This is a genomic window from Dietzia sp. Alg238-R159 (assembly GCF_900537145.1).
Lineage (GTDB): Bacteria > Actinomycetota > Actinomycetes > Mycobacteriales > Mycobacteriaceae > Dietzia > Dietzia kunjamensis.
Genome location: NZ_UNRI01000007.1, coordinates 107,877 through 133,876, shown reverse-complemented (window position 1 = coordinate 133,876; position 26,000 = coordinate 107,877). Strand labels below are relative to the sequence as shown.

25 protein-coding genes and 1 pseudogene are annotated in these 26,000 nt (G+C 72.3%); 9 read left to right on the top strand and 17 right to left on the bottom strand.

The window, feature by feature from the left end; all coding sequences use genetic code 11:
- Positions 1-35: 35 nt before the first annotated feature.
- Positions 36-296, top strand: a complete 261-nt coding sequence (gene rpsT / locus G6R20_RS15020; RefSeq protein WP_163376836.1) for a 30S ribosomal protein S20 — start codon at positions 36-38, stop codon at positions 294-296.
- Positions 297-499: 203 nt separating this feature from the next.
- On the opposite strand, the gene holA is transcribed toward rpsT, so the two are convergent.
- Positions 500-1,477, bottom strand: coding sequence for a DNA polymerase III subunit delta (holA, locus tag G6R20_RS15015; protein WP_163376835.1), 978 nt, complete (start codon positions 1,475-1,477; stop codon positions 500-502).
- A 229-nt stretch (positions 1,478-1,706) separates the two neighbouring features.
- Between holA and G6R20_RS15010 the strand changes: the two genes are divergently transcribed.
- The 3 genes from G6R20_RS15010 to G6R20_RS15000 all read left to right on the top strand — a co-directional run bounded on the left by G6R20_RS15010 (position 1,707) and on the right by G6R20_RS15000 (position 5,077).
- Positions 1,707-2,630, top strand: a complete 924-nt coding sequence (locus tag G6R20_RS15010; RefSeq protein WP_154830433.1) for an SDR family oxidoreductase — start codon at positions 1,707-1,709, stop codon at positions 2,628-2,630.
- A 101-nt stretch (positions 2,631-2,731) separates the two neighbouring features.
- The gene (locus tag G6R20_RS15005; RefSeq protein ID WP_163376834.1) at positions 2,732-3,289 is read left to right on the top strand and encodes a nucleotidyltransferase family protein; all 558 of its coding nucleotides are present in this window, start codon (positions 2,732-2,734) and stop codon (positions 3,287-3,289) included.
- A 132-nt stretch (positions 3,290-3,421) separates the two neighbouring features.
- Positions 3,422-5,077, top strand: a complete 1,656-nt coding sequence (locus G6R20_RS15000) for a RecQ family ATP-dependent DNA helicase (RefSeq protein ID WP_163376833.1) — start codon at positions 3,422-3,424, stop codon at positions 5,075-5,077.
- Here G6R20_RS15000 and G6R20_RS14995 read toward each other — a convergent pair.
- The 12 genes from G6R20_RS14995 to G6R20_RS14940 form a co-directional block, all read right to left on the bottom strand.
- Positions 5,064-6,509: a ComEC/Rec2 family competence protein gene (locus tag G6R20_RS14995; RefSeq protein ID WP_163376832.1), complete on the bottom strand. Its 1,446-nt coding sequence runs from the start codon at positions 6,507-6,509 to the stop codon at positions 5,064-5,066. The two genes, G6R20_RS15000 and G6R20_RS14995, sit on opposite strands and share 14 nt — an antisense overlap.
- A complete protein-coding gene (locus tag G6R20_RS14990) occupies positions 6,506-7,597 on the bottom strand; it encodes a ComEA family DNA-binding protein (RefSeq protein WP_163376831.1) in 1,092 nt (363 codons plus the stop codon). The genes G6R20_RS14995 and G6R20_RS14990 overlap by 4 nt, the downstream gene beginning before the upstream one ends.
- A gap of 50 nt (positions 7,598-7,647) precedes the next feature.
- Positions 7,648-8,478: a DegV family protein gene (locus G6R20_RS14985; protein WP_096907294.1), complete on the bottom strand. Its 831-nt coding sequence runs from the start codon at positions 8,476-8,478 to the stop codon at positions 7,648-7,650.
- A complete protein-coding gene (locus tag G6R20_RS14980) occupies positions 8,475-9,173 on the bottom strand; it encodes a histidine phosphatase family protein (RefSeq protein ID WP_154830438.1) in 699 nt (232 codons plus the stop codon). Before G6R20_RS14980 ends, G6R20_RS14985 begins: the two co-directional genes overlap by 4 nt.
- 8 nt (positions 9,174-9,181) lie before the next feature.
- Complete coding sequence (gene rsfS / locus G6R20_RS14975; protein WP_120286302.1) at positions 9,182-9,625, bottom strand: ribosome silencing factor; 444 nt, start codon at positions 9,623-9,625, stop codon at positions 9,182-9,184.
- Positions 9,622-10,338, bottom strand: a complete 717-nt coding sequence (gene nadD / locus G6R20_RS14970) for a nicotinate-nucleotide adenylyltransferase (protein WP_096905766.1) — start codon at positions 10,336-10,338, stop codon at positions 9,622-9,624. Before nadD ends, rsfS begins: the two co-directional genes overlap by 4 nt.
- A 65-nt stretch (positions 10,339-10,403) precedes the next feature.
- Positions 10,404-11,834: a VWA domain-containing protein gene (locus tag G6R20_RS14965; RefSeq protein WP_120286303.1), complete on the bottom strand. Its 1,431-nt coding sequence runs from the start codon at positions 11,832-11,834 to the stop codon at positions 10,404-10,406.
- Between the two features lie 28 nt (positions 11,835-11,862).
- On the bottom strand, positions 11,863-12,744 hold the full coding sequence (locus G6R20_RS14960; RefSeq protein ID WP_096905768.1) for a MoxR family ATPase: 882 nt from the start codon (positions 12,742-12,744) through the stop codon (positions 11,863-11,865).
- Positions 12,745-12,811: 67 nt separating this feature from the next.
- The gene (locus G6R20_RS14955) at positions 12,812-14,113 is read right to left on the bottom strand and encodes a glutamate-5-semialdehyde dehydrogenase (RefSeq protein ID WP_163376830.1); all 1,302 of its coding nucleotides are present in this window, start codon (positions 14,111-14,113) and stop codon (positions 12,812-12,814) included.
- Positions 14,114-14,174: 61 nt separating this feature from the next.
- Positions 14,175-15,059 (bottom strand): SDR family NAD(P)-dependent oxidoreductase, encoded by an 885-nt coding sequence (locus G6R20_RS14950; protein ID WP_163376829.1) that lies wholly within the window; start codon positions 15,057-15,059, stop codon positions 14,175-14,177.
- Positions 15,056-15,682 (bottom strand): class I SAM-dependent methyltransferase, encoded by a 627-nt coding sequence (locus G6R20_RS14945; RefSeq protein ID WP_163376828.1) that lies wholly within the window; start codon positions 15,680-15,682, stop codon positions 15,056-15,058. Before G6R20_RS14945 ends, G6R20_RS14950 begins: the two co-directional genes overlap by 4 nt.
- 89 nt (positions 15,683-15,771) lie before the next feature.
- The gene (locus G6R20_RS14940; RefSeq protein ID WP_163376827.1) at positions 15,772-16,794 is read right to left on the bottom strand and encodes a serine hydrolase domain-containing protein; all 1,023 of its coding nucleotides are present in this window, start codon (positions 16,792-16,794) and stop codon (positions 15,772-15,774) included.
- A 70-nt stretch (positions 16,795-16,864) separates the two neighbouring features.
- On the opposite strand from G6R20_RS14940, the gene G6R20_RS14935 reads away from it, so the two are divergent.
- Together G6R20_RS14935 and G6R20_RS14930 are read left to right on the top strand one after the other, a co-directional pair.
- Complete coding sequence (locus G6R20_RS14935; protein ID WP_163376826.1) at positions 16,865-19,006, top strand: ATP-dependent DNA helicase RecQ; 2,142 nt, start codon at positions 16,865-16,867, stop codon at positions 19,004-19,006.
- A 170-nt stretch (positions 19,007-19,176) separates the two neighbouring features.
- Positions 19,177-20,436: a calcium/sodium antiporter gene (locus G6R20_RS14930; RefSeq protein WP_163376825.1), complete on the top strand. Its 1,260-nt coding sequence runs from the start codon at positions 19,177-19,179 to the stop codon at positions 20,434-20,436.
- Between the two features lie 34 nt (positions 20,437-20,470).
- Here G6R20_RS14930 and G6R20_RS14925 read toward each other — a convergent pair whose 3' ends face one another.
- The 4 genes and pseudogenes from G6R20_RS14925 to G6R20_RS14910 all read right to left on the bottom strand — a co-directional run bounded on the left by G6R20_RS14925 (position 20,471) and on the right by G6R20_RS14910 (position 23,624).
- Complete coding sequence (locus tag G6R20_RS14925) at positions 20,471-20,698, bottom strand: hypothetical protein (protein WP_163376824.1); 228 nt, start codon at positions 20,696-20,698, stop codon at positions 20,471-20,473.
- Positions 20,668-20,922 (bottom strand): annotated as a pseudogene (locus G6R20_RS14920) (MFS transporter); the annotation flags it as partial. The gene G6R20_RS14925 and the pseudogene G6R20_RS14920, both read right to left, overlap by 31 nt.
- A gap of 86 nt (positions 20,923-21,008) precedes the next feature.
- Positions 21,009-22,829, bottom strand: coding sequence for an FAD-binding dehydrogenase (locus G6R20_RS14915; RefSeq protein WP_205475905.1), 1,821 nt, complete (start codon positions 22,827-22,829; stop codon positions 21,009-21,011).
- Between the two features lie 18 nt (positions 22,830-22,847).
- Positions 22,848-23,624: an AAA family ATPase gene (locus G6R20_RS14910; protein WP_163376823.1), complete on the bottom strand. Its 777-nt coding sequence runs from the start codon at positions 23,622-23,624 to the stop codon at positions 22,848-22,850.
- A 37-nt stretch (positions 23,625-23,661) separates the two neighbouring features.
- Between G6R20_RS14910 and G6R20_RS14905 the strand changes: the two genes are divergently transcribed.
- Genes G6R20_RS14905 through G6R20_RS14895 form a run of 3 tightly spaced genes read left to right on the top strand, consistent with a single transcriptional unit; the run spans position 23,662 to position 25,973 of the window.
- Complete coding sequence (locus G6R20_RS14905; RefSeq protein WP_163376822.1) at positions 23,662-24,432, top strand: MBL fold metallo-hydrolase; 771 nt, start codon at positions 23,662-23,664, stop codon at positions 24,430-24,432.
- The gene (locus G6R20_RS14900; protein WP_163376821.1) at positions 24,433-25,326 is read left to right on the top strand and encodes a Sir2 family NAD-dependent protein deacetylase; all 894 of its coding nucleotides are present in this window, start codon (positions 24,433-24,435) and stop codon (positions 25,324-25,326) included.
- Between the two features lie 23 nt (positions 25,327-25,349).
- The gene (locus G6R20_RS14895; RefSeq protein ID WP_067719720.1) at positions 25,350-25,973 is read left to right on the top strand and encodes a carbonic anhydrase; all 624 of its coding nucleotides are present in this window, start codon (positions 25,350-25,352) and stop codon (positions 25,971-25,973) included.
- Positions 25,974-26,000 lie beyond the last annotated feature (27 nt).

Genomic DNA, 26,000 nt, shown 5'->3' with positions numbered 1-26,000 from the left:
TGGAGCCGTCGACACACGACAAAAAGGTGTGACGAGTGGCCAACATCAAGTCCCAGATCAAGCGGAACCTCACCAACGAGCGCAACCGCCTCCGCAACCAGTCGACCAAGTCGGGCCTGCGTAACGCCATCCGCAGCCTGCGTGAGGCCACCGCGGCCGGTGACAAGGAGAAGGCCGGCGCCCTGCTCGTCGCCACCTCCCGTCAGCTCGACAAGGCCGCCAGCAAGGGTGTCATCCACCCGAACCAGGCCGCCAACAAGAAGTCGGCGCTCACCAAGGCTGTCAACAGCCTCTGAGCACCCCGGTCCCTCCCCTGACCGGGAGGCACCCAGCCCCACGTCTGCTCGCCTGACGTGACGAGGCTCCGAGGGCCCACCCCGCACCACGTGCGTGAGGTGGGCCCTCGTCGTATGGGTGGCTGTCGTGTGTGGGGCCTGCGTGTGAGTGGCCGACGTGTCCCCGATGCGGGTCCGCTCACGTCCCCGCTGTGCGGGCCCGGTCAGCCGGCGGACGCAAGCGTCCCGACCGCGCGGACGGCGCGCTCGAGGGCGTAGGACGTGTCCTCCGCCCCGCCCTTGACCTCGCCGTTGAGGGTGGCGACGACCTGCAGCGCGCTGCCCAGGGTTTCGATGGACCAGTACCGGGTCTGGGCGGTGACCTTCTTGACCTTCCACGGCGGCAGGCCCTGCCGGGCCAGGTCGGCCGGCGGCACTCCCCGCTGGGTACCGACCAGGGCGATGGAGTTCACCGCGTCGGCCAGGGCATCCGCGAGCACGACGTGCGGGACGCCGGTGTGCATGGCCCACTCGAGTGCCTCGATCGCGCCGGCCACGTCCCCCGTGACCGCGCGTTCGGCCACGGTGAACCCGCTGACCCCCACGACCCCCGAGTGGTAGCGCCGCACCGCCTCCACGTCGACCTTGCCGCCGGTGTCGGCCACGAGCTGACCGCACGCCGACGCCAACTGCCGCAGGTCCGTGCCCACCGCCTCCACCAGGGCCTCGCAGGCCTCGGGCGCGACCCTCACGTCGAGTGTCCGGAACTCGGAGCGGACGAAGCCGACCACGTCCATGTGCCGGGTGAGCTTGCCGGCCGCGTGTTCCTCGGCCCCCGCCTTGCGCAGGTCCGCCACCAGGGCCTTGGCGCGGCCGCCACCGGTGTGCTGGACGACCAGAACCGTCTCGGGGGGTAGATCACGGGCCGCGCCGAGCACCGCAGACTGGGCGTCCTTGCCCAGCTCCGCCGCGCCGGTGATCACCACGATGCGGGCCTCGCCGAACAAGGAAGGCGAGAGCAGTTCGAACAACTGCGGGGCGGTGACCTCGGGCCCACCGAGCCTCGAGACCACCGGCGGGTCCTGCCCGGCCGGGGTCGCGGCACGCACCGTCGACACGACGCCCGTGGTGGCGCGTTCGGTGAGGAACTCGTCCTCGCCCAACACCAGGTGCAACACAGCCGGTGCGGACCCCGATGCCATCTGCGCTCCTCGTCGTCGTCGTCGTTGTTGGTGTCGTCGTTGTCGTCGTCGTTGCCGTCTATCCCAGTCATCGTGCCACGCCGCGCCGACAGGCCCGCACCACCACCGCGCCCGACCGGTCGACCCCGCCCGCTCCCCCACGTAATTTCGGGGCCACGAGCCAATCCGACCGAGCGACGCCGACGCGGAGCGCCACCATGCGCGGTGTCCGGGCATCGAAGGGAACGACATGAGCGAGAACCAGGACGCCGACACCGAGACGACCGACCAGCTGACGTTCCAGAACCCGGCGACCCGCTACCCCTCCATCGAACCGCCGGTCCAGCACCAGGACGAGCCGGGACTCGACGCGCGGCTCGAACCCAAGGCGGACCTCGGCGAGCACTCCTACCGCGGCACCGGTCGGCTCACCGGCCGCCGGGCGCTCATCACCGGCGGCGACTCGGGCATCGGGGCCGCAGTGGCGATCGCCTTCGCCCGCGAGGGCGCCGACGTGGCCATCCACCACCTGCCCGACGAGGAACCCGACGCCCGTGCCGTCGCCGAGATCATCGAACGCGAGGGCCGCACCGCCGCGCTCATCCCCGGCGACCTCACCGACCGCGCGTTCTGCGAGAGCCTCGCCGACACCGCCGTCGAGCGGCTCGGAGGCCTCGACATCCTCGTCAACAACGCGGGCAAGCAGGTGGTCGCACCCGCGCTCGAGGACCTGCCCGACGAGCAGCTCACCGACACCTTCGAGGTCAACATCGTGGGGATGTTCCGGGTGACCAGGGCCGCGTTGCGCCACCTGGAGCCCGGGTCCACGATCATCAACACGACCTCCGTGGTCGCCTACATGGCGCCGCCGAACCTGCTGGACTACGCGTCCACCAAGGCCGCGATCAACAACTTCACCAAGGGGCTGGCCCAGCAGCTCGCCCCCAAGGGCATCCGGGTGAACGCCGTGGCGCCCGGCCCCATCTGGACGCCTCTACAGGTGTCGGACGGGCAACCCAAGGACGAGCTGCCCGAGTTCGGGCACTCCACCCCGCTCGGCCGTGCCGGGCAGCCCACCGAGTTGGCACCCGCCTACGTGTTCCTGGCCTCGCCCGAGTCGAGCTACGTGATCGGCGAGACGCTCGCGGTGACCGGCGGCATGCCCACGCCCTAGCCGTCGGGGGATACTGGTGGCGTGAGTCCGCTGCTCGAGGTCGTGCGCCGTCGGCCCCGGGACGGTGGGCCCGGTTCCGGCCTCGACGCGACCGTGCCCCGATGACCGGCCTCGTCCTGGCCGCGGGCGCCGGCAGACGGTTCGGCGGCCCCAAGGCCCTCGTCGACTTCCGCGGTGTCCGCCTGGTGGACCGCGCGGTGGGCCTTCTCCGCGCGGGCGGATGCGACCGGGTGCTGGTGGTCAGTGGCGCGGTCGAGCTGGAGGTGCCCGGCGCCGAGGTGGTGCACAACCCGGACTGGGACACCGGCATGGGCTCCTCCCTGCGCGTCGGGCTCACCGCGGTCGGGGACGAGGACGTGGTGGTGGTCCCCGTCGACATGCCGTGGCTGGGACCGGAGTCGGTCCGCCGGGTCCTCGCCGCCGAGGCGTCACTGGCGGTCGCCACCTACGCCGGGACCCGTGCGCACCCGGTCCTCCTCGGTGCGCCACACCTCCCCGGGATCATCGCCACGGCGGCCGGAGACGCGGGCGCCCGTCACTACCTGCGGGCACACCCCCACCTCGTGACCGAGGTGCCGTGCGACGACACCGGGTCACCGCGCGACATCGACCACCCCGGCGACCTCGACGACCCTGATGGCCCGCCCGGTGGCTGCTGAGCGACCGGCGAGAACCACCACGACCGGCCGGGGGCGCGTCCGGTGGGACCACCCCGCCTGGTGCGCTTACGCTCGACGATCCGGGACCATCCCACCGCGGGCAGCCCGACCGCGACTCGAGAGGACGCACACGTGACGACGACCCGGGCCGAGGCCACCGATCCCCACGAGGTGGCGCACCGCGTCTTCGGCTGGGACGACCTGCGCCCGCTGCAGGCCGAGGCGATCGAGGCGGCGGTGGGTGGTCGCGACGTGCTGGCGGTGCTGCCCACCGGCTACGGCAAATCGGCCATCTACCAGCTCGCCGGGATCATGGCGGACGGGCCGTGTGTGGTGGTCTCTCCGCTCATCGCGTTGCAGAGCGACCAGTGCGAGGGGCTGAACTCGGTGGCGGACTCCGCGCCCACCCGGTCGCTGGCGATCAATTCCTCGATGGGCGTGCGACAGCAGGCGGAGGCCTGGGACGAGGTCGTCGCGGGGCGCGTCCACTTCGTGTTCCTCACCCCCGAGCAGCTGGCCAAACGCGAGGTCCTCGAACGGATCCGTGCGGCCGGGCCGAGCTTCCTCGTGGTCGACGAGGCGCACTGCGTCTCCGCCTGGGGCCACGACTTCCGGCCCGACTACCTGCGGCTGGACGCCGCCCGCCACCGGATGGGGTCCCCCACCGTCATCGCGCTCACCGCCACCGCCTCGACCCCGGTCCGCGAGGAGATCGTCGACCGACTCGCCATGACCGACGCCCTGGTGCTGGCCGGCGGGTTCGACCGGTCGGAGCTGCACCTCGCGGTGAGACGACACGTCGAGGACGACGGCAAAAAGGACGCGGTCGTGGAGCGGGCCGTCGAACTCGCCGGCCCCGGCCTGGTCTACACCGCCACCCGCCGGTCCACCGAGGAGTACGCCGAGCGGATCGCTGCACGAGCGGCCGACTTGGATCGCTCACTGAGGGTCCGTGCCTACCACGCCGGGCAGAAGTCGGCCGACCGTGAGGAGACGCTGGGCTCCTTCCTCGACGGTGACCTCGACGTGGTGGTGGCGACGAGCGCGTTCGGGATGGGGATCGACAAGGAGGACGTGCGGTTCGTCCTGCACGCCGACATCCCCGACTCGCTCGACACGTACTACCAGGAGGCGGGACGGGCCGGACGCGACCGCGAGCCGGCGACGATCGAACTCCACTACCGCAGCGAGGACCTCGGTCTGCGCAGCTTCTTCTCGTCGCACAGTGCCGACGAGGAGGTCATCCGCGCGGTCATCAAGCACCTGCGTCGCGCCGACGGCCCGGTACGGCTGAGCCGGTTGAAGAAGTCCCTCGACTTCGGCCCGAGGCGTGTCACGGGCGCGGTCAACCTGCTCGAGGCGGCGGCCCTCGTCGAGTCCGGCCGGAAGGGGCTGGAACTCGTCGAGGACGTGCGGCCGAAGGAGGCGGTCCGCCGGGCCGAGGAGACCTCGGAGATGTTCGAGCGGATCGATCGCTCGCGGATCGGGATGATGCGCGGATACGCCGAGACCGACGGGTGCCGCCGCCAGTTCCTGCTCGGCTACTTCGGCGAGGAGCTCGCGGACCCGTGCGGGAACTGCGACACCTGCGACGCGGGCACCGCCGTCGACCTCACCCACGACGCGGCGGACTTCCCCCTGCAGTCCGCGGTCGTGCACCGCGAGTGGGGATCCGGGATCGTCATGAGCGTCGACGACGACCGGCTCACCGTGTTCTTCGAGGAACAGGGCTACCGAACGCTGTCGCTCGACCTGGTGCGCGACCAGGAGCTTCTCACCCGGGCATGACGGGTGGCGAGCCCGGCAGCCCGGCAGCGATGTCGGCGACGGTCTCGAGCCACCACAGTGCGGGGGCGCAGGCCGCGGCGAGCAGGACCGCACCGCCCTCCCACACCGGACCGAGCGCGGCCGCCGCCGTACCGAGCACCGTGACCAGTGGGACGGCCGGGGCGACGGCGATGTTCGCGGGCAGCGCCCACGGCCCCTGGCCCAATCCCGAGGCCACGAGCACCGGAAGCGTCGCCAGGTGGGCGACGACGCAGACCGCCAGGATGTCGGCGACCGGCCCGGGCATCCACGGTCGACGGATCCGCTGCGCCACCGGCCTCGCGGCCAGAACGAGAGCGGCGGTCGCGGTGACGGACAGGACGAAGCCCGTCCCGGTGGCGGTGGCGGGATCGAGGAGGGCGACGACGAGGACCACCGCCGCCAGGGCGGCCAGCGGGCGGCCGGTGCGGTGGGCGCCCAGCGCCGCCAGACCGATGGCCCCGGTGCCGGCGGCCCGCAGAACGGCCGGCTCCGGGCCGACCACGGCCACGAACCCGCCCAGGGCGAGTCCTGCCGCCACGATCCGCCCGCGTCGCCCCACCCCGAGAGCCGCCGCGGCGAGCAGGACCGCCCCCACGACGTAGGTGGTGTTGGCGCCCGAGACCGCCGCGAGATGCGCCAGCCCCGCCGCCCGGAACTCGTCCCGGGTCCGGGCGGAGACCCCTCCCTCGTCGCCCAGGACGAAGGAGGGGAGCAGCCCGGCGGCCTCTCCCTCGAGTGCGCGGCCGGAGACCTGCCGGAGCCGCTCCCGCACCGCCGCCGGGATCTGTCCGGACCATCCGGGTGGGGCCGTCACGCGGGGCGGGGACAGCGCCCGGAGTGCAGGTGGTTCTCCCGCGGATCGCGGCTCCACCACCGCCACCGATGCCTCCACCCGGGTCCCCGGCGCGAGCCCCCGCCAGCCGTTGCGGGCCAGCAGCACCACGTCGAGTTCGGCCTCGCGCGCCGAGCTCCCCGACCCGGTGGACTCCACCCGGACCGGCACCATCACCCCGCCGCCGCGGATCGGCCGGTCAAACCCGGTCACCACCGCCTGTACCCCTGTCCGCGCGCCCACCAGATCGTTCAGCGGGTGCGCGGACAGGGCGTGCACCCGGGCGGCCTGTACCCCCGCCGCAACCGCGCCCGTCGCGCACACCACCGCGAGGACGCCCAGCGCGGCGCGGTCGAGTCGCTCACGCACCCCGTGCCCGGAACCGGTCGACCCGCCGACGGACCACAGCGCGGCGACCACCGCGGCCGCCGCCAACACCACCGCGACGGCGGCGGCGAGAGCCGGGCGGACCACGCCCGTCGCGGCCGTGGCCGCGAACACCGCGAGCGTCGGCACGACCAACCGCAGATCCCGCGCCGCAGGGATCCGGCGCCGTGACGTGTCGACCGGGTCGCTCACACCGTGACCAGCGGCCGGAGCCGTGCCAGGGTCGCCGGCCCGATACCGTCGACCTCCACCAGCTGGTCGACGCTGGTAAACGACCCGTTCGCGGCCCGCCACGCCAGGATCGACGACGCGGTCACCGGCCCCACGCCGGGCAACGACTCGAGTGCCGCCGCGTCGGCGGTGTTGAGATCGACCAGACCCCCACCTCCTCCCGGATCCGGTGGGCCGCCCGCTGGCGCGCCGGTCCCCGCCGTTCCCGGCCCCGCACCAGAACCCGGCCCCGGGCCGGGGCCGGGGCCGGGGCCCGGTCCGATGATGTCGCTGCGCGGGCCTCCCGACCCGTCCGGGCCGGGGGCCGACCCGACGAGGATCTGTTCGCCGTCGGAGACCTTGCGCGCCAGGTTGAGCCCGTCCCGGTCCCCGCCCTCCAGGACACCCCCCGCGCTGTCGAGCGCGTCGGCGACGCGCGCGCCGGGCGCGAGGGTGACCAGTCCGCTGCGGCCGACCAGCCCGACGACGGAGACGACGAGCGGTTCCCCGGCGGTACCCGCTTCCCCGCCCCCCGACCCCGGGGACGGCGGGGCGGGCCGGGTCGAGGCGCCGCCCTCGTCAGTGGCCGCGTCGGCGGGATCGGCGGGATCGGCGGGATCGGCGACAGGCTCCCCCACCTGCGCCAACGGGAGGTCGGGGACCGCAGGCCCCTCGGGGACGGACGAGATCAGACGGTGCACGGAGAACGCGCCGAGACCCAGCACGAGCATCACCAGGGCGATCCCGGCGAGCCGGTCGGGCGCCCACCGGATGCGACCCCACCACGGCGGGTCGGCCCAGGCGGTCGCATCCGGGTACTGCGGCGGGATCCGCTCCGGCCGGTCACCCGCGGGGTCGAGGTCGGCCCACGGCACCGCGGCCAGCCGGCCGGGCCCACCACCGGTTGCCGGAGGGGCGTCGCCCGGGGCCGGACGATGATCGACCGCGGCGGGACGGTCGGCGTCCGGCGGCGAGAGTGCGCTGGCGAGTCGGTGCAGGGCGGCCGCCCGCGCAGGGTCCCGGTGGGAGTCGACGGGGCCGCCGGATCGTGCCGGGGTCTCGGTTCGCATGGCGCGAAGCTAGCCCGGCACATCCTCCGCGGTGGCCCCGATCGCGGCCGTCAGTCCGCCGGCTGTGGAGAGGGGGGAAGGATGGGGAATTCGGTGTCGACCAGGTCCGTCACCGAGACACCCACTGTTCCCGGCCCCAGGTGCCAGGCGAGGACCTCGTCGAATTCGACGATCATGACCCGCTCCGGAAACTGGGTCTCCTTGCGGATCTCGGTGGCCATCTCCTCGGCCCGCTCGCGCGCCTGGTGGTGGTGGACCACCACCAGCACGTCACCGCGCGCCACGTCGTCGCGCAGCAGGGACCGCAGCCGCGCATGCGCCTTGGTGGTGGTGCGGGCCTTGGCCGCCAGGTCCACCGATCCATTGCGCAACACGATCACCGGGCGCATGGCCAGGGCACTACCGAAGAGCGCGGCGAGCGCACTGATCCGGCCGCCTCTGCGCAGGTTCTCGAGTGACTCCAGTGCGGCGTACGTCGAGGCGCCCCGGCAGAGCCGCTCGGCCAGTTCGTAGGTCGCGGACAGGCCGAGCCCGTTCCCCGCCGCCCACGCGCACTGCGCGACGGCGGCCCCGAACGCCATGCCCGCTCCGCGGGAGTCCGAGACCAGGACCCGGCCCCCGAACCTGGTCGCGGCGTCGGCCGCCGACTGCCACGTTCGCGAGAGCTCGCGGGACAGGTGCACCGACACCACGCCGGTGCAGTCGGGATCCGCGAGCAGTTCTCCGTAGATCTCCGCCAGTTCGTCGGGCGTGACCGCGGCCGTGGACACCGCGCGGTCGTTCTCCTCCACGACGTGCAGACCCACCACCGTGATGCCGAACCCGCGGACCCACTCGGCCGGCAGGTCGGCACTCGAGTCGGTGACCAGGCGGATCGTCATGACGAGCCCACCGGAGGCGTGATGCCGGCGTTCCACTGGTCCAGGCGCCACAGAACACCTCGGGCGGCCTCGGTGGTGGGGCCGACCTCGGACTCGGGAGGCTGCGCGGCCGTGCCCTCGGGGCGGACGTGCGCCGACAGCTGCACCCAGCAGGTGTTGCCCAGTCCGTTGAACACCGAGTACTGCTCCACCGGCAGCTCGAGCAGCGACGCGGTCAGGGCCGCGATCGCGCCGCCGTGGGCGACGATCACGGCGGGGTGCTCGCTCCAATCCGGCGACGACTCGACCAGCTCGTCGACGACCTCTCGGGTCCGCCGCGCCACGTCCAGACGGCTCTCGCCCTCCGGCGGGGACCACCGCGGGCTGCTGCGCCACCGGACCCGGGCGTCGGGCCACTGCCCGTCGACCTCCGAGTGGCTCATGCCCTGCCAGGTGCCCAGGTGCGTCTCCCGCAGCCGCGGGTCGGTGCGGACGTCCAATCCCACCTCGGTGGCCAACGCCTTCGCCGTCTCGTGCGCCCGCTGCAGGTCCGAGGACAGGATCGTCCACGGGCGACGGGGTGCCAGCACGCGGCCGACGGCGTGGGCCTGCCGCTCACCCAGCTCACTGAGCTCGGTGTCCAGCTGTCCCTGCATCCGCAACGAGGCGTTGTAGTGCGTCTGGCCGTGGCGCAGGAGGATGAGACGTCGGGTCACCGGGTGGTTCAGAGCTCCTGGTCCCGCTGTGGTTCCTCCGGCGCGAGCGAGTCGTCGGCGTTGCCGGCGTCGTCAGCGGACCGTCGCGACGTCTCGACGCCCTCGATCTCGACGACCGGGCAGTCCTTCCACAGGCGGTCGAGCGAGTAGTAGTCACGCTCGTCGACGTGCTGGACGTGCACGACCAGCTCGTTGTAGTCGAGCAGTGCCCACCGCCCCTCACGGGTGCCCTCTCGACGCAGCGGCTTGTGGCCGGCCTCGCGCAGCTTGTCCTCGATCTCGTCGACGACGGAGTTGACCTGTCGCTCCGTGTCGGCGGACGCCAGGACGAAACAGTCGGTGATGATGAGCTGGCCGGAGACGTCGATGACGACGATGTCGGTCGCCAGTTTGTCGTCGGCGGCGCGGGCCGCGATGGCGGCCATCTCAAGGGCCTCGGGGCTTGCGGTCACTGGGAATTCTCCTCGGGGTGGGGATCGGTGGGGACGGGCACCCGGTGTACCGGGGCCGTCGCTGCGGGGGTGCCGTCCAGGCGGGTCGAGCCCTCGGGCCGGTAGAGATTGCGTTTCGCGATGTACTGCACGACACCGTCCGGCACGAGATACCACACGGGCGCGTCCTCGGCCGCCCGGCGGCGGCACTCCGTGGACGAGATGGCCAGCGCGGGGATCTCGAGCAGGTAGACGCGCCCGTCCCTGATCTCGGCGAGGTGTGTGTCGGACAGTTCGAACCCGGGCCGGGAGACCCCGACGAACGTGGCGAAGTCGAACATCTCCTCCCACCCGCGCCATGTGAGGATCTTCTCCAGCGCGTCGGCGCCCGTGATGAAGTACAGATCGGTGTCCGGGTGCTGGCGCAGCAGGTCCTTGAGCGTGTCGAGCGTGTAGGTCGGTCCGTCCCGGTCGATATCGACGCGGCTGACCGAGAAGCGCGGGTTGGAGGCCGTGGCGATGACCGTCATCAGGTAGCGGTCCTCGGCCGGTGACACCGCCCGGCCCCGTTTCTGCCACGGCTCGCCGGTGGGGACGAACACCACGTCGTCGAGACCGAACCGGTGGGCGACCTCGCTGGCCGCGACGAGGTGACCGTGATGGATGGGGTCGAAGGTCCCGCCCATCACTCCGATACGGCGTCGAGCGCCGTCGGAGGTCCCCGTCGTGGTCATGGTCGGTGAGTCTATCGGTCGGGGGTGCCGCCCAGTCGTCTGCCGCGCCCCGTCGCCGCTATCGCTCACACGGGGAGCAGGCTCGCGACGACCGTCGTGAGCTGTTCGACGTTGCGGCACTCGTGCATGGGGACGTACTGGGAGTACAGCCTGGCGGCCGAATCGCCGGTCCCCCACTGCCGCTTGGGCTCCGGGTTGAGCCAGTGGGTGTGTCCGACCCTCTCGCTGACGAACTCGAGTGCCTCGACGGACGGATCCCGGTAGTTGTTGCGGCCGTCTCCCAGGATGAGCAGCGACCCCGTCCTGGTCAGGGTGTGGGCGTACCTGTCCGCGAAGCCCGCCAGCGCGTGGCCGTAGTCGGAGTGACCGTCATAGGTGACGATCTCGGCCTCGCGGACCATCCGGCTCATCGCGGATCCGAGGTCCGACCCGGTCTCGAAGAACGAGGTCACCTCGTCGGTGGTGTCGACGAACGCGAACACCCGTACCCGGGAGAACTGCTCCCGGAGCGAGTGCACCAGCTGGAGGGTGAAGTGGCTGAACCCGGCCACCGAGCCGGACACGTCGCACAACACGACCAGCTCCGGACGGGCCGGGCGGGGCTTGCGCAGCACCAGTTCCACGGGGACGCCGCCGGTGGACATGGACCGGCGCATGGTCTTGCGCATGTCGATCGCACCGTGCCGGTGACGACGCCGGCGGGCCGCAAGTCGGCTGCCCAGTTGCCTGGCCAGCGGACCCACCCTGCGGCGCAGTGCCTGCAGGTCCTGGTCGTTGGCCCGCAGGAAGTCGACCTGTTCGGCCGCGGGCCCCACCGCGTACTGCGCGACGCGGTCGCGGCCCACGGTCTCGGCGGTGCGGCGGCGGGTCTCGTCGGCGACCTCCCGCAGGAAGCCACGGACCAGGTCGGCGGCCGAATTGGCGGCCGCGGTCTTCTCGGCGTGCCGCTGGGAACCGTCCGGGTCGAAGGGGTCGGCGCCGAGCAGCCCGTCCAGGATCCGCTGCATGATCGAGTTGGTGTCGAGCGGGCTCAGTGCCTGGTAGGCGGAGTAGCGCGGTCCGTTCACCGAGTCGTAGGAGCCCAGCTGCTCGACCAGGAGTTCCGCCAACGCCCGGGCCTTGGCCCGCGACTCCTCGGTGTCCTCGAGCAGGAGCGACGCGATGAGCTCGTTCAGAGCGTCCGGATCCACCTTGCCGTCGTCGTCGGTCGGGATCTCCACCTCGAGCGTCACCGCGTCGCCCGCGGTGTGGGACCCCACGGCGGCCGGGAACCACAGGTCGAAGAGCTGGTCGAACACCCCACGGTGCGTGGACTTGTGCAGGATCGTCGAGGCCAGCGCCTCGCGCAGCGCGGCGCGGTCGAGCAGGTCGACGTGCACCATCGCCGCGGCGGCGTCCACGGCCTCGCTCGGGCCGACGGGGATGCCCTTGCGGCGCAATGCGTCGACGAAGTCGACGAGGTGACCGGACATCCCGCCCGGGGCCCTGTCGGTCATTCCACCCACCTCCCTGTCACCCACGGCCCTAGTTGAGCCGGAGCTCGGCGGCCGCGCGCAGCTGGTCGGACTGGTGCTTGAGCACCACGCCGAGCGTCTGCAGGACGACCTCGTCGTCGATGGTGTCCAGGCCCAGCGCCACGAGCGTGCGACCCCAGTCGATCGTCTCCGACACGCTCGGCACCTTCTTCAGCGCCATCGCGCGCAGGACGCCCACCACGCGCACGAGCTGCTCGGCCAGCCGGTCGTCGAGCTCCGGCACCCGGGAGGCGAGGATCTTGCGCTCCAGCTCGGGGGTCGGGAAGTCCAGGTGCAGGTAGAGGCACCGCCGCTTGAGCGCCTCGGACAGCTCGCGGGCCGCGTTGGAGGTCAGCACCACGAACGGGCGTCGGGAGGCCTCGATGGTCCCGAGCTCGGGGATGGTCACCGCGAAGTCGCTGAGGACCTCCAGCAGCAGCCCCTCGATCTCGATGTCGGCCTTGTCCACCTCGTCGACGAGCAGGACGGTGGGCTCGCTGCGCCGGATGGCGGTGAGCAACGGCCGGGAGAGCAGGAACTCCTCGGCGAACACGTCGTCGCGCGTGGAGTCCCACCCCTCGCCCTGACCGGCCTGGATCCGCAGGATCTGCTTGGCGTGGTTCCACTCGTAGAGCGCACGGGCCTCGTCCACGCCCTCGTAGCACTGCAGGCGGATGAGTTCGGCCTCCGTGGCGGCGGCGACGGCCTTCGACAGCTCCGTCTTGCCGACACCGGCCGGGCCCTCGATGAGCAGCGGCTTGCCCAATCGGTCGGCGAGGTAGACCACCGTCGCGGTCGATCGGTCGGCCAGGTACCCCTGTCCACCGAGGGCCTCGATGACGTGGTCGATGCTCTCGAATGCGGGTCGCTGGGCGGTGCGGGCTCGGTCCATCGGGTGGGTCCTTTTCGGTTCGGGGTCGTCGGTGGCGGGCCGGCGGGTGGCCCGGGCGCGAGTGCCTCTACGGCCGCACGTGCCCCTTGCCGTGGGCGATCCACTTCGTGCTGGTCAGTTCCTCGAGCCCCATCGGGCCGCGGGCGTGGAGTTTCTGGGTGGAGATACCGATCTCGGCGCCGAAGCCGAACATCTCACCGTCGGTCCAGGCGGTGGAGGCGTTGACCATCACCGCCGCCGCGTCGACGCGGGCGCAGAACTGGTCGGCCACGTCGATGCTGCGGGTGGAGATGGCCTCGGTGTGTCCGGAGGACCAGCGGTCGATGTGCTCGATCGCCTCGTCCACCCCGTCGACCACCTTGAGCGCGATGTCCATGCTGAGGTACTCCTCGCCCCAGTCGACGTCATCGGCGGGGACGAGGCCCTCGCGGTCACCGTGGACGGTGACGCCGGCTGACCTCAACGCCCCCACGACGCGGTCCACGGCCGCGTCGCCGAGTGCGGAATCGAGCAACACCGTCTCGGTGGCGTTGCAGACGCTGCAGCGACGCGTCTTCCCGTTGAGCAGCAGGCTGATGGCCTCGTCCAGGTCCGCGTCTCCATGGATGTAGAGGTGGCAGTTACCGGTGCCGGTCTCGATGGCCGGGACCTTGGCGTTCTCCACCACGGTCTGGATCAGACCAGCGCCGCCGCGGGGGATGACGACGTCCACCAGACCGCGCGCCTGGATGAGGTGCGTGACCGACGACCGGTCATCGGACGGCAGGAGCTGGGCCGCGTCCACGGGCAGGCCGTGCTCCGCGAGGACACCGCGGAGCACCTCGACCAGCGCCTCGTTGGAGTTGCGGGCCGAGCGCGACCCCCGCAGCAGTGCTGCGTTGCCCGACTTGAAGGCGAGCCCGAACGCGTCGACGGTGACGTTGGGGCGACCCTCGTAGATCATCCCGACCACCCCGAGCGGGACCCGGACCTGTCGCAACTGCAGCCCGTTGGGGCGGGTCGAGCCACGCGTGACGGTGCCGACAGGGTCCGCCAGACCGGCCACCTGACGCAGGCCGCCGGCGATGCCCTCGATCCGCTCGGCGGTGATCCGCAGCCGGTCGAGCATGGCCTCGCCCATCCCGGCCTCGGACTGCTCGGCGAGGTCCCGGGCGTTGGCCTCGAGGATCGTCGACTCCGCCACCACGAGGGCGTCGGCGGCGGCCTGCAGCAGTGCGTTCTTGCGGTCCGCGGTGAGCAGGGCCAGCTCGCGCGAGGCGGACCGGGCCCGGCGGGCGGCGTCGTGGACGGCGTCGCGGGTCGGGTCCGCGGCGGGCCCGGCGTCCGTCTGGCCAGTGAGGTCGGAAGCGTCGAGGTGGCTGGCTGTCATGCGTTCCAGCTTACCGATGCGGCCGGCGGGGTCACTTCCGGCGAGTCAGAACCGGGACGAGTCAGACAGTCGGGACGGCTCCGGTCTCGCGCACGGCGAACTCCCGGAATCGGCGGGCCAGATCGGGATCCCCGGCCGGGCCCGATCGCTCACCGGGTCCGGGCGGGCCCGCGATCTGTCGGAAACCCGTCGGTCCGATGTACGACGCCGGCGGCAGATCCTCCGTCGCCGCGTACAGCAGCGGGCGAGCCCCGTCGGCCGCCGTGGGGACGATCCGCCGGCCGAGCAGGTTGAGCACGGCATTGACCGGCGGGAACGGGGTCGGGTCGAGGATCGAGGTGGCGGCGAACCCGGGGTGCGCGAGCTGTACGTCCACCGCGGCGCCCGCGGCGGTGAGCCGGTTCTGCAGGTCGAGACCCCAGAGCATGCACGCCAGCTTCGACTGGGCGTACGCCGCCGCCATCGAGTAGGGGCGCTGTCGGAAATGGGGGTCGTCGAAGTCGATCCGCCCCTTGGCGTGGGCCATGGAGGCCGTGATCACCACCCGCTCCCGGATCCGGGGCAGCAGGAGTTCGGTGAGCAGGAAGGGCGCGAGGACGTTGACCCCCAGGTGCAGCTCGAAGCCGTCGGCGGTCTCCCGCCTGGTCTTGCTCATCAGTCCGGCGTTGTCCAACAAGATGTCGACGGGGTCCGTGTACGAGCTCGCGAACTCCCGCACGGCGTGCAGGTCACTCAGGTCCAGCTCGTGGACCTCGGTGGATCCGCCGATCTCCGCGGCCGCCGCCTCCCCCTCGGCGCGGGTGATGGACGGGAGCACGACGTGGGCGCCCCGGCGCGCGAGTTCACGCGCGGCTTCCTTCCCGATGCCGCTGGTGCCGCCCGTGACCACGATGGTCTTCCCGGTCGGGTCGGGCAGGTCGTCGACGGTCCACGCCGCGGGGCTCACGAGGCGGCCCCGTCCCCGCGCACGAGGACGGTGACCATGAAGCCGCTGTCGTCGTCGAACGGCAGCAGGTCCCACGTCGACCAACGCTGCTGCACCCGCAGCCCGGCGCGTTCGGCGTCGCGGTCGAACTCCTCCCGGGTCCAGCCCCGGTCGAGCCCGAAGCCCACGACCAGGCGGCCGGCCCTCCCCTCGGTGCCCTCGTCCGCCGTGGCGAGCCGCGCGGCGAGGTTGGTCAGCACGGTGCCGCGGTCTGCGGGGTCGACGAAGGCCAGGACGTTGCCCGCCGACACGGCGAGGTCGAACGGCCCGCGGGGCCAGCCCTCGTCCGCCAGGTCCGCGACCTCCCACGACGCCTCCGGGCACAGCTCCCGCGCCCGCTCGATCAGGTGGGGGTCGAGGTCGACGCCGGTGACACGGTGACCACGCGAGTGCAGGTAGGCGCCGGTGCGCCCCTGACCACAGCCCACGTCGAGGATCCGGGCACCGCGCGGGACCATCGCGTCGATCAGCCGCGCCTCGCCGTCGATGTCCACTCCCTCGGCCACCATGTCGTCCCACCGTCGGGCGTACCGCCGGGAGTGCTCGGGGTCTGCCTCCACGATCTGCTTCCATGTCTGAGCCATGCGGCCCAGTATGGCCGCAGGGAGCGACATCCGTCGCGGAGGACGACGACGACGAGGGCGGCCGCCGCCGCGCCGGCGGAACGCGGCGGTCACGAGCCGATGGCGCAGAGGAGGCGGAAGGTGGGCAGATCGGCTCCCCTGGTCTGGTTGACGAGGGTGACCGCGAGGGTCCGGCCGACGGTGTCGACGACGGTGATCGACCGGAACCCGCCGGTGCCGCCGTTGTGCCACAGGGTGCCCGGGCCGGCGCGATGCCACCCGAGCCCCATCCGTTCGGGCCCGGACGGCGGCGTGGCCTGCGTGAGTCGGACGGCGTCCTCGAGGTCGGTGGTCGACGGATCGAGATGCGCGGCGAGGAACCGCGTCATGTCGGCCGCCGTGGAGCGCAGCGCTCCCGCGCCCGGCATGCCGCGCAGTGGCCACGGCTCGGCGCCGCGGCGGCGGCTGCGGTGCCCGAGGGCCGTTCGCCGCCGCTGCTCGTCGGTCATCTCATCCTCGGTCACGGTGTCGGGCATGCCCAGTGGTCCGCAGATCCGGTCGCGGACGAGCGCCCCGAAGTCGGCCCCGGTCGCGCTGGTCATCGCGATGCCGAGAAGGCCGAAGCCGAGATTCGAGTACCTCGGCGTGTCCTGCCCCGGGTGCCGACGCCGGCGGAGGCCACGGAGTCCGGCGAGGACGTCCGATTCCGTGAGGTCCACATAGGGATCCGCACCCGTGCGCACGTAGGCGAGGTTCTCCCGGAGCCCCAGCCGGCCGGGCGTCCTGGGGAGCCCGGAGGTGTGGGTCGCGAGGTGCTGCAACGTGATCGGGTCGTCGTCGCCACCCGGCAGGTCCGTGCCGGTGGGGAGCAGGTCCCGGACCGGGGTGTCCAAGCGCCACTGCCCCCGGATGACACCGTCGGCCAGCAACAGGGCGGTGAACACCTTCGTGACGGAGCCGATCTCGAAGAGCGTGTGGGCGTCCGGCGTGGCGCCCCGACCGGTGTCCCCGCGTGCAGCGGTGTGGACGCCGCCCGGTGGCCCGGCAGCCATCACGACCCCGACCCGCCGCCGCGACAGTCGGTCCGTCGCCCGCTCGACCTGCCCCGCGATTCCCTGCCCACCACTGGTCACGGGACCGAGTAAACGCTCCCGGGCTCCGCTCCGCAGGTGAGCTGTCGGAGCGGTGGGGCACGATGGGCCCATGACCTCGACAGCGGACCGTCCCACTTCCGACGACCCGGCCACCGGGGACCGGGCCGCCCTCCGGGCCCGCGCCGACGAACTGCTCAGCGCCCTCGCCGGCCCGGGCGCCGTCCTGCGCGAGGACCAGTGGGTCGCCATCGAGGCCCTGGTGGCGGACCGGCGACGCGCGCTGGTGGTCCAGCGCACCGGCTGGGGCAAGTCGGCGGTGTACTTCATCGCCGCCCGGTTGCTCCGCGAGCTGGGGTCGGGCCCCACCGTGATCGTCTCGCCGTTGCTCGCGCTCATGCGGAACCAGGTCGAGTCCGCCGCCCGGGCCGGGGTGCGGGCGGCCACCATCAACTCGGCCAACATGACCGAGTGGGACGAGGTCCGCTCGGCGGTCCGGGCCGGTGAGGTCGACGTGCTGCTGGTGAGCCCGGAGCGTCTCAACAACCCCGACTTCCGGGACACGGTCCTGCCCGCGCTCGCAGCGGACGCCGGCCTCGTGGTGGTGGACGAGGCCCACTGCGTCTCGGACTGGGGTCACGACTTCCGGCCGGACTACCGGCGTATCCGCACGCTCCTCGCCGATCTGCCCCAGGGCGTGCCGGTCCTGGCCACCACGGCCACGGCCAACGACCGGGTGGTCCGCGATGTCGCGCAGCAGCTCGGGGTCGGTGAGTCCGCCTCGGAGGACACCCTCGTCCTGCGAGGCGGACTGGACCGCGAGTCGCTGCGGCTGTCGGTGGTGGATATCGACGACTCGGAGAAGCGCGCCGCCTGGCTCGTCGAGAACCTCGAGTCGCTGCCGGGCAGCGGCATCATCTACAGCCTCACGGTCGCGGCGGCCGAGGACATGGCCGAACTGCTCACCTCGGCCGGGCACCGGGTCAGCTCCTACACCGGCCGCACCGACGCCGGTGAACGCGAGGAGCTGGAGCGCGCGCTGCTCGACAACGAGGTCAAGGCCCTGGTCGCCACCTCCGCGCTGGGCATGGGCTTCGACAAGCCGGACCTGGGCTTCGTGGTCCACCTGGGTGCCCCGCCCTCCCCCATCTCGTACTACCAGCAGATCGGCCGCGCCGGACGTGCCGCCGACCGCGCCGAGGTGGTCCTGCTTCCCGGGCCCGAGGACCGCGCGATCTGGAACCACTTCGCCTCCCTGGCGTTCCCGCCCGAGGACGTGGTGCGGCGGGTCCTCGACGCGCTGGAGCCCGATCGACCGCAGAGCACGCAGGCGCTCGAACCCGCCGTCGACCTCGGCCGCAACCGGCTCGAGATGGTGCTCAAGGTCCTCGACGTCGACGGCGCGGTCCAGCGCGTCCGGGGTGGCTGGGTGGCCACCGGGCGGCCGTGGCACTACGACGCCGAGCGGTACGCGGGGCTGGCGGAGGCACGGCAGTCCGAGCAGCAGGCGATGCTGGAGTACCAGCGCACCGGGTCCTGCCGCATGGAGTTCCTCCGCGGCCAGCTCGACGACCCCACCCTCGACCCGGCCTCCGACGGCTGCGGTCGCTGCGACAACTGCACGGGTCAGCGCCGCACCACGGAGGTCGACTCCGGGGCCCTGACCCGCGCCCGCGAGGCCCTCGAACGGCCCGGCGTGGTCCTGCCGCCCCGCCGCCAGTGGCCCACCGGCCTCGCCAAGCTCGATGTCCCGCTCAAGGGCAAGATCGCCGACGGCCCCGCCGAGGGCCGGGCTCTGGCCCGCCTGACCGATCTCGGCCTGGGCCAGAAGCTGCGCGCCCTGCTCGCCGAGCCCGATCAGGACGCTCCGGAATGGCTCGCACGCGCGTGTATTCCCGTCCTCCGCGAGTGGGGCTGGGCCGACCGGCCCACCGGCGTGGCCGCCCTCCTCACCGGCGAGCACCCGCAGCTGGTCACCACTCTCGCCCATGCCCTGGCGCAGATGGGTCGCATGGAACATCTTGGGGAGATCTCCCGCGATCCGGCCCTGCCCGCGGTGACGGCCCAGAACTCCGCGTACCGCGTGGCTCAGTTGTGGGGCACGTTCTCCGGCCCGTCGACGCCGTCCGAGGGCCCCGTCCTCCTGGTCACCGACCTGCTCGGGACGGGGTGGACGATCACCGAGGCGGCCCGGCATCTCCGCTCCTCCGGGGTCCCCGCCGTCCTGCCCCTGGCCGTGGCCACAGCCGGCTAGGTGTGATGTGCGGCTGGGTGTGATGTACGGCTAGGTGTGATGTCCGGCTGGTTCGCCGCCCGCGCATCGACAGACTGGAGTCCGGCACGGGATCATCGACCCATGGGTAATGCAACGAGACCGTCACCGTCGGCCGGGCCGGGGTTCACCACGATCCGGTCGGACCCGTCATGAGCGCCCTCACGGTGCTCGCCCTCGCGGTGGGATTCGTCCTGCTCATCGGCGGCGGCGAAGTGCTGGTGAGAGGCGCCGGCGGTCTGGCCGCGACCCTCGGGATCTCCCCGCTGGTGGTGGGACTCACCGTCGTCGCCTTCGCGACTTCCGCGCCGGAGTTCGCGGTGAGCGTCGACGCCGCGCTGAGCGGATACCCGGGGTTGGCCGTCGGCAACGTGGTGGGCAGCAACATCGCGAACATCCTGCTCATCCTGGGCCTGACAGCGATCGTCGCCCCGCTGGTGGCGACGTCCCGGATCGTGCGCGTCGACATCCCCATCATGGTTCTGTTCTCGGTGGTCGCGCTGCTGGTGGCACTCGACGGCACGATCAGCTTCCTCGACGGTCTGCTGTTGTTCGCCGGCCTCGTGGCGTATGTGGTGGCGACGATCGTCATCTCGCGCAAGCAGGATGGAGGCCGGGCCGCCGCGGCACCGGAGGACCCGGTCGCTGACGGCGCCGGTGGTGGCGACGCCGCCGTCGACGGCGCGGGTGGTGCCGCCGCAGGTGGCGCCAGTGCCGCCGAGACGCGGTCGTCCGGCGTCGCGTCGTCACACCCGGTTCTGGTCAGCAGCGCCTTCGTGGTCGTCGGAGTGGCCCTGCTGGTGGTCGGCGCGCGACTACTCGTCGCGGCGGCGAGTGATCTCGCGTCGGCATGGGGAATGAGTGACCTGGTCATCGGTCTCACGGTGGTGGCGGTCGGGACGTCGCTGCCGGAGCTCGCCACGAGCGTGGTGGCGGCGATCCGCGGCGAACGGGACCTGGCCATCGGCAACATCGTCGGTAGCAACATGTTCAACATCGGTGCCGTTCTCGGGATGACCTCGCTCATCACGCCCATCGACGTCGCCCCCGGGGCCGTCCGCTTCGACCTGCCGATCATGCTCGCCGTCTCGCTGGCCCTGCTCCCGATCGCCTTCACCGGTATGGCGATCAAGCGGTGGGAGGGACTGCTCTTCACCGGCTTCTACGCCGCGTACGTCGTCTACGTGGTGCTGCAGGTTGCCGACCACGACGCGTTGGATCCGTTCAGCGCCGCCATGCTCTGGTTCGTCATCCCCATCACGGCCCTGTGGCTGATCGTCCTGGCCACCTATGAACTCGGCGTACTGCGGGGGCGCAGACAGGCGCGGGAGCGGCGAGTCGAGGCGGGGGCGCGCGGGGCGCACGGGGCGGACGAGGTTGGCTCCACAGAAGTGGTGACCGGCGACGACTGAGCGCCCTCGCCGGGCCCGTTCGCCGACGTCCGGTTCACACTGTGAGTCGGAGGCTCCGGAGGCGACGGACCAGAAGACTCTGGTGCCATTCGGTCCGCGAGACGTCGATCTCGAGGTCCCCGCCGAGATCGAGGAGGAAGTCGAGTGCGGCGCGGGATTCCATGCGCGCCAGGGCCGCACCCAGGCAGAAGTGGATGCCGCGCCCGAACGACAGGTGCCGCCCGCGCTGCCGGCCAGAACCGCGCCCACCGCGAGCAGCCACGGCGACTGGGCGGTCACCACGATGGCGGCACCGAGCGCGCCGCAGACCCCGCCCACGGTGGTCGGTGCGCGCGGTCCACGCCGGGCCGTCAGGGGTCCCGCGAGCAGCAGGCCGGCCAGGTAGCCGACGAACGTGGCGCTGGCGACGAGCCCGAGCACCAGCTCCGGCAGACCGAGGTCCCGGCGGATGTCGGGCAGGGTGAGCCCGTAGACGTACCGCGCCATGCCGAAGGCGACGCCGACGACCGCCGCGCCGGCGATACCGATCCTCGCCGCGGAGAGCGTGCGCTCCTCGCGGCCGCCTGCGCCGATCAGGCCTCCCGCGCCATCGCCCGGCCCGCCTTGAGCCCGGAGAAGATGCACCCGCCGAGGAACGTCCCCTCCAGCGAGTTGTACCCGTGCACGCCGCCGCCGCCGAAGCCGGCGACCTCACCCGCCGCGTACAGGCCCGGGAAGGGCTCGCCGTCGGGGGTCAGGCACTGGGAGTCGAGGGTCGTCTCGATGCCGCCGAGCGTCTTGCGGGTCATGAGGTGCACCTTGACCGCGATGAGCGGGCCGCCGGAGCCGGCCGCCGAGCCCGTGCCCTGCCCCGAGTCCCTGAGCAGCCGGTGCGGCTTGGCCAACCGGGTGAGCTTGTCGGTGAGGACGCGCCGGGCGTTGTGGATGGCCTGCACCTGGGCGTCCTTGGCGAACGGGTTGTCCATCTGCCCGTCCATCGCCAGGACGAACTCGCGCACCCGCTCCACGTCGAGCTCCGGCTCCCCGTCGCGCAGCAGTGAGTTCATGCCGACGACCATCTCCTCGAGAGTGTCCGCGACCACCCAGTCGACGCCCTTCTCGGCGAACTCGGCGATCGACGGCGGCAGTCCGCTGCCGGCCTTGGAGGCGAACTTCCTGATGCTCTTGTCCGTCAGCTCGGGGTTCTGCTCGGAGCCGGAGAGGATGAACTCCTTGCCGGCGATGGCGGAGTCGAGGATGAACCAGGAGTAGTCCCGGCCGGTGCGGCGGATGGCCTCGATGGACGCCGTGGTGTGGAACCCCGGGAACAGCGGTACCGGCATCCGGTCGCCGTTCGCGTCCAGCCACAGGGTGGACGGCCCGGGGATGATGCGGATCGCGTGCGAGGGCCACACGGGCGCGTAGTGCTCGACGCCCTCGGTGTAGTGCCACATCCTGTCCCGGTTGATGAGGTTGGCCCCGGCCACCGCGGAGATCTCCAGGATGCGGCCGTCCACGTGCTCGGGCACCCCCAGGATCAGGCGCTCGGGAGCGTCGCCGAGCCGGTCGGTGGGCCAGTACCGACGAACGAGGTCGGGGTTGCCGCCGATACCGCCGGAGGCGAGGAGCACCGCCCCGGCCCGGAACTCGAACGCGCCGGTCTCCTCGCGCGGGGAGACCACACCCCTGTCATGGTCGCAGGGTACGAGGGTCGCTCCTCGCACTCCGACGGCGCGACCGTCCTCGACCACGATCTCGTCCACCCGGTGACGTACGGCGAAGCGCACGAGCCCGGCCCGGGCGGCCTCCAGGACGGGTTCCTCGAACACCCGCACCACCTCGGGCCCGGTCCCCCAGGTCACGTGGAAGCGCGGGACGGAGTTGCCGTGCCCGGCCACGTCGCCGCCGCCGCGTTCGGCCCAGCCGACGGTGGGGATGATCCGCAGGCCCAGGTCGTGGAGGTACCGCCGCTTCTCCCCCGCGGCGAACTCGACGTACGCCCGCGCCCACTGCCGCGGCCAGTGGTCCTCCGGCCGGTCGAAGCCGGCGGAGCCGAGCCAGTCCCGCCACGCCAACTCGAGCGAGTCGGAGATCCCGATCCGCCGCTGCTCGGGTGTGTCGACCAGGAAGAGGCCGCCCAGCGACCAGAACGCCTGACCGCCGAGGTTCTTCTCGTTCTCCTGGTCCACCACGAGCACCTTCTTGCCCGCGCGGGTCGCCTCGTGGGTGGCGACGAGCCCGGAGAGCCCGTGGCCCACGACGATCACGTCCGGGGTGAAGCCCGGCTCGGGCGCGGGAAGCGGTCCGGTGTTGGCCGCCCGTGACGCCGACGGCGGCTGCCACTCCGGGTAGACGGGGTGGACGGGCCGGGCCTCGCCGGTGGTGCGGTGCGATCGGGACTCAGAGCGGCTCATGCGCCCCAGTGTGCCCGGTCACTCCAGCAGGTGGCGCAGATACCGTTCCGGCGCGTCGAGATAGCGCCGGTGGTGGTCGACCATCGCCAGATCCTCCCACCGGGTGCGGTGCATCCCGGCGTCGGAGAGCTCGTACACCGCGGCGCCGGGCACCGAGGCGAGGATCGGCGAGTGGGTGGCCATGAGCACCTGCGCCCCGCGCCGGTCGGCCAGCTCGAGCAGCAGGGCGACCAGTCGGAGTTGGGCGTCGAAGGACAGCCCGGCCTCGGGCTCGTCCAGCACGAACAACCCGCCGCCGGAGAACCGCGAGGTGGTGACGATGTCCCAGAACGCCTCACCGTGGCTGCGCGTGTGGAAGTGCTCCACGGGCCCGGAGGTCTGCTCCTTCTGCGCGGTCTGCAGGTAGGTGAACATGCCGTGCATGGTCTCGGCGCGCAGGAAGTAGCCCCACTTCGGCGCGCCCCCGCCCCGGACCAGCCGCAGTGAGTCGTGCAGCGGGGACTCCGACTCCCAGGTGACGTCACGGCCGTTGACCGACCCGCCCTCGGCGCCGAGCCCGTACGCCATGGCGACGGCCTCGACGATCGTCGACTTGCCGGCGCCGTTCTCCCCCACGAGCACGGTGAGGTCGTCGAGTTCGAGTCCCTCGCGCAACAGCTGGGCCACCGCCGGGATCGAGTACGGCCACCGCCCCGCCCCGGCCGCCACGGGATCGACCCACTCGGCCACGCCCCCGTCGCGCTGCCGCTCGACGCGGACCACCGGTCGTGGATCGAGCACTCCACCTGCGGCCATGCCACGCACCCTACCGTCGATCGGTACCGTTTCTCCCATGCGGATCCACCAGCTCAACTGCGGCACGATGGGGGGCCTCGTTCCGACGCGCGTGCTGCTCGTGGAGGCCCCGGACGGGCTCGTGCTGGTGGATTCCGGGATCGGGTTGCAGGACATCGCCGACCCGGCCGGACGCCTCGGGGCGATGCGCCACGCGCTGCGCCCGGCGCTGCGCACCGGCGAGACCGCCGTCCACCGCATCGGGGCGCTGGGCCTGGATCCGCGGGACGTGCGGCACATCGTGCTGACCCACATGGACGTCGACCACATCGGGGGGCTCGCCGACTTCCCGGAAGCGCAGGTGCACGTCGTCGCCCAGGCGCTGACGTGGGCGGTGCGCACGCCGCGGTTCGTCGAGCGCCGCCGGTACCGCCGCCCCCAGTGGTCGCACGGGCCGCGGTTCGTCGAGTACTCCTACGGGACCGACCGGTGGGAGGGCTTCCGGGCGCACCCCCTGGACCATGTCGCCGAGGGGATGATGCTGGTGGACCTGCCGGGCCACGCGGTGGGTCACGCCGGCGTGGTCGTGCCCGGTGGCGGTGACGACGACAAGGACCTCCTCCACGCCGGGGACGCCTTCTACCACCGGGGGCAGATCGGTCCGGCGGGTCGCGTGCCGAGGCCGATCCCCGTCCTGGAACGCGCCCTGGCCCTGGAACCGGGCGCGGTGTCCCTGACGCACGCCAGGCTCGCCGGGTTGGCCCGGCGTCGCCGCGACACCCTCGACGTGGTGTGCGCGCACGACCCCTCGGGGCCCGGGGGCCTCTAGATGGTCAGGATCCGCGAAACCGCCTGGACGCCGGCCGAGCGCACGGAGGCGGACCCGGACCTGCCCGACCGCGCGGCCGCACTCGCCGAACTCCTCCGGGGCCGACGGGCGGTGGTGCTCACCGGCGCCGGCATCTCGACCCCGTCGGGCATCCCCGACTATCGCGGCCCCGATTCGCCCGGTCGGACCCCGATGACGTTCCAGCAGTTCGTGCGCGACCCCACGTTCCGCCGGCACTACTGGGCGCGCAACCACCTCGGGTGGCGGCACATGGAGGCCGCGCGACCCAACGCCGCGCACCTCCTGCTCGCCGACTGGGAGCGTCGCGGCCTGGTCACCGGGGTGATCACCCAGAACGTGGACCTGTTGCACCTCAAGGCGGGCAACCGCCGGCTCGTGGACCTGCACGGGACCTACGCCGTGGTCATCTGCCTGGACTGCGGCCTGCGACAGAGCCGGTGGGCGCTGCACGAACAGCTCGAACGCCTCAACCCCGGCTTCATCGAACGCGTGACCTCCCGCGGGGCGATCGAGGTGGCGCCGGATGCCGACGCCGTCCTGGCCGAGACCTCGGACTTCCGCATGGTCGATTGTCTGGCCTGCTCGGGAGTTCTCAAACCAGACATCGTCTACTTCGGCGAGAACGTCCCCGCCTCCCGTGTCCACGCGGCGAACGACCTCGTGGACTCCTCTGACGTCCTCGTCGTCGTCGGCTCCTCCCTGACCGTCCGCTCCGGATACCGGTTCGTACGGCGTGCGGTGACCACCGGCACGCCCGTCGCGGTGGTCAACCGCGGCCGCACCCGCGCGCACGACGAGGCCACCCTGACGATCGACGGCGACTGCGTGGAGGTCCTCGAGCTGACAGATGCGGCCCTGCCGCACCACGGGTGAGCGTCGAGGAGCAAAATAGGGCCATGCAGATCGCAAAGACACCGGAGACCGCACTGGCCCGGCTACTCCGCGGCAACGCCCGCTACGTGGCCGGGGAGAACCTCAACGAGCACAAAGACCCCTCTCGGCGCACCGAGCTCGCCGGCCAGCAGAATCCGTTCGCGCAGGTGTTCGGCTGCGCGGACTCCCGCGTCCCCGCCGAGGTCGTCTTCGACCAGGGGCTCGGCGACCTGTTCGTGATCCGCAACGCCGGCCACATCGTGGACTCGTCGGTGCTCGGGTCGATCGAGTTCGGGATCGAGGCCCTGAACATCCCGCTGACCCTGGTCCTGGGACACACCTCGTGCGGTGCGGTGGGCGCCACGATCACCGCCATCGACACGCACTCCACCCCGTCCGGCTACCTGCGCGACGTGGTCGAGCGGATCTCGCCGGCCGTGTTCGAGGCGCGGCGCGACCCGGACGCCGGGTACGACGACGTGGTGGTGGAGAACGTCCGCCACACCGTCACCGCGATCCGGCAGAAGTCGGCCGCCGTCGACCGCGCGATCACCGAGGGCCGCACCGCGATCGTCGGCGCGATCTACAACCTCGAGGAGGGGACCGTCACCCCGGTCCACACCGAGGGGACCGTCACGGACGGCTGAGCGCGGGCCGACCGGGGTCGGTGGTCA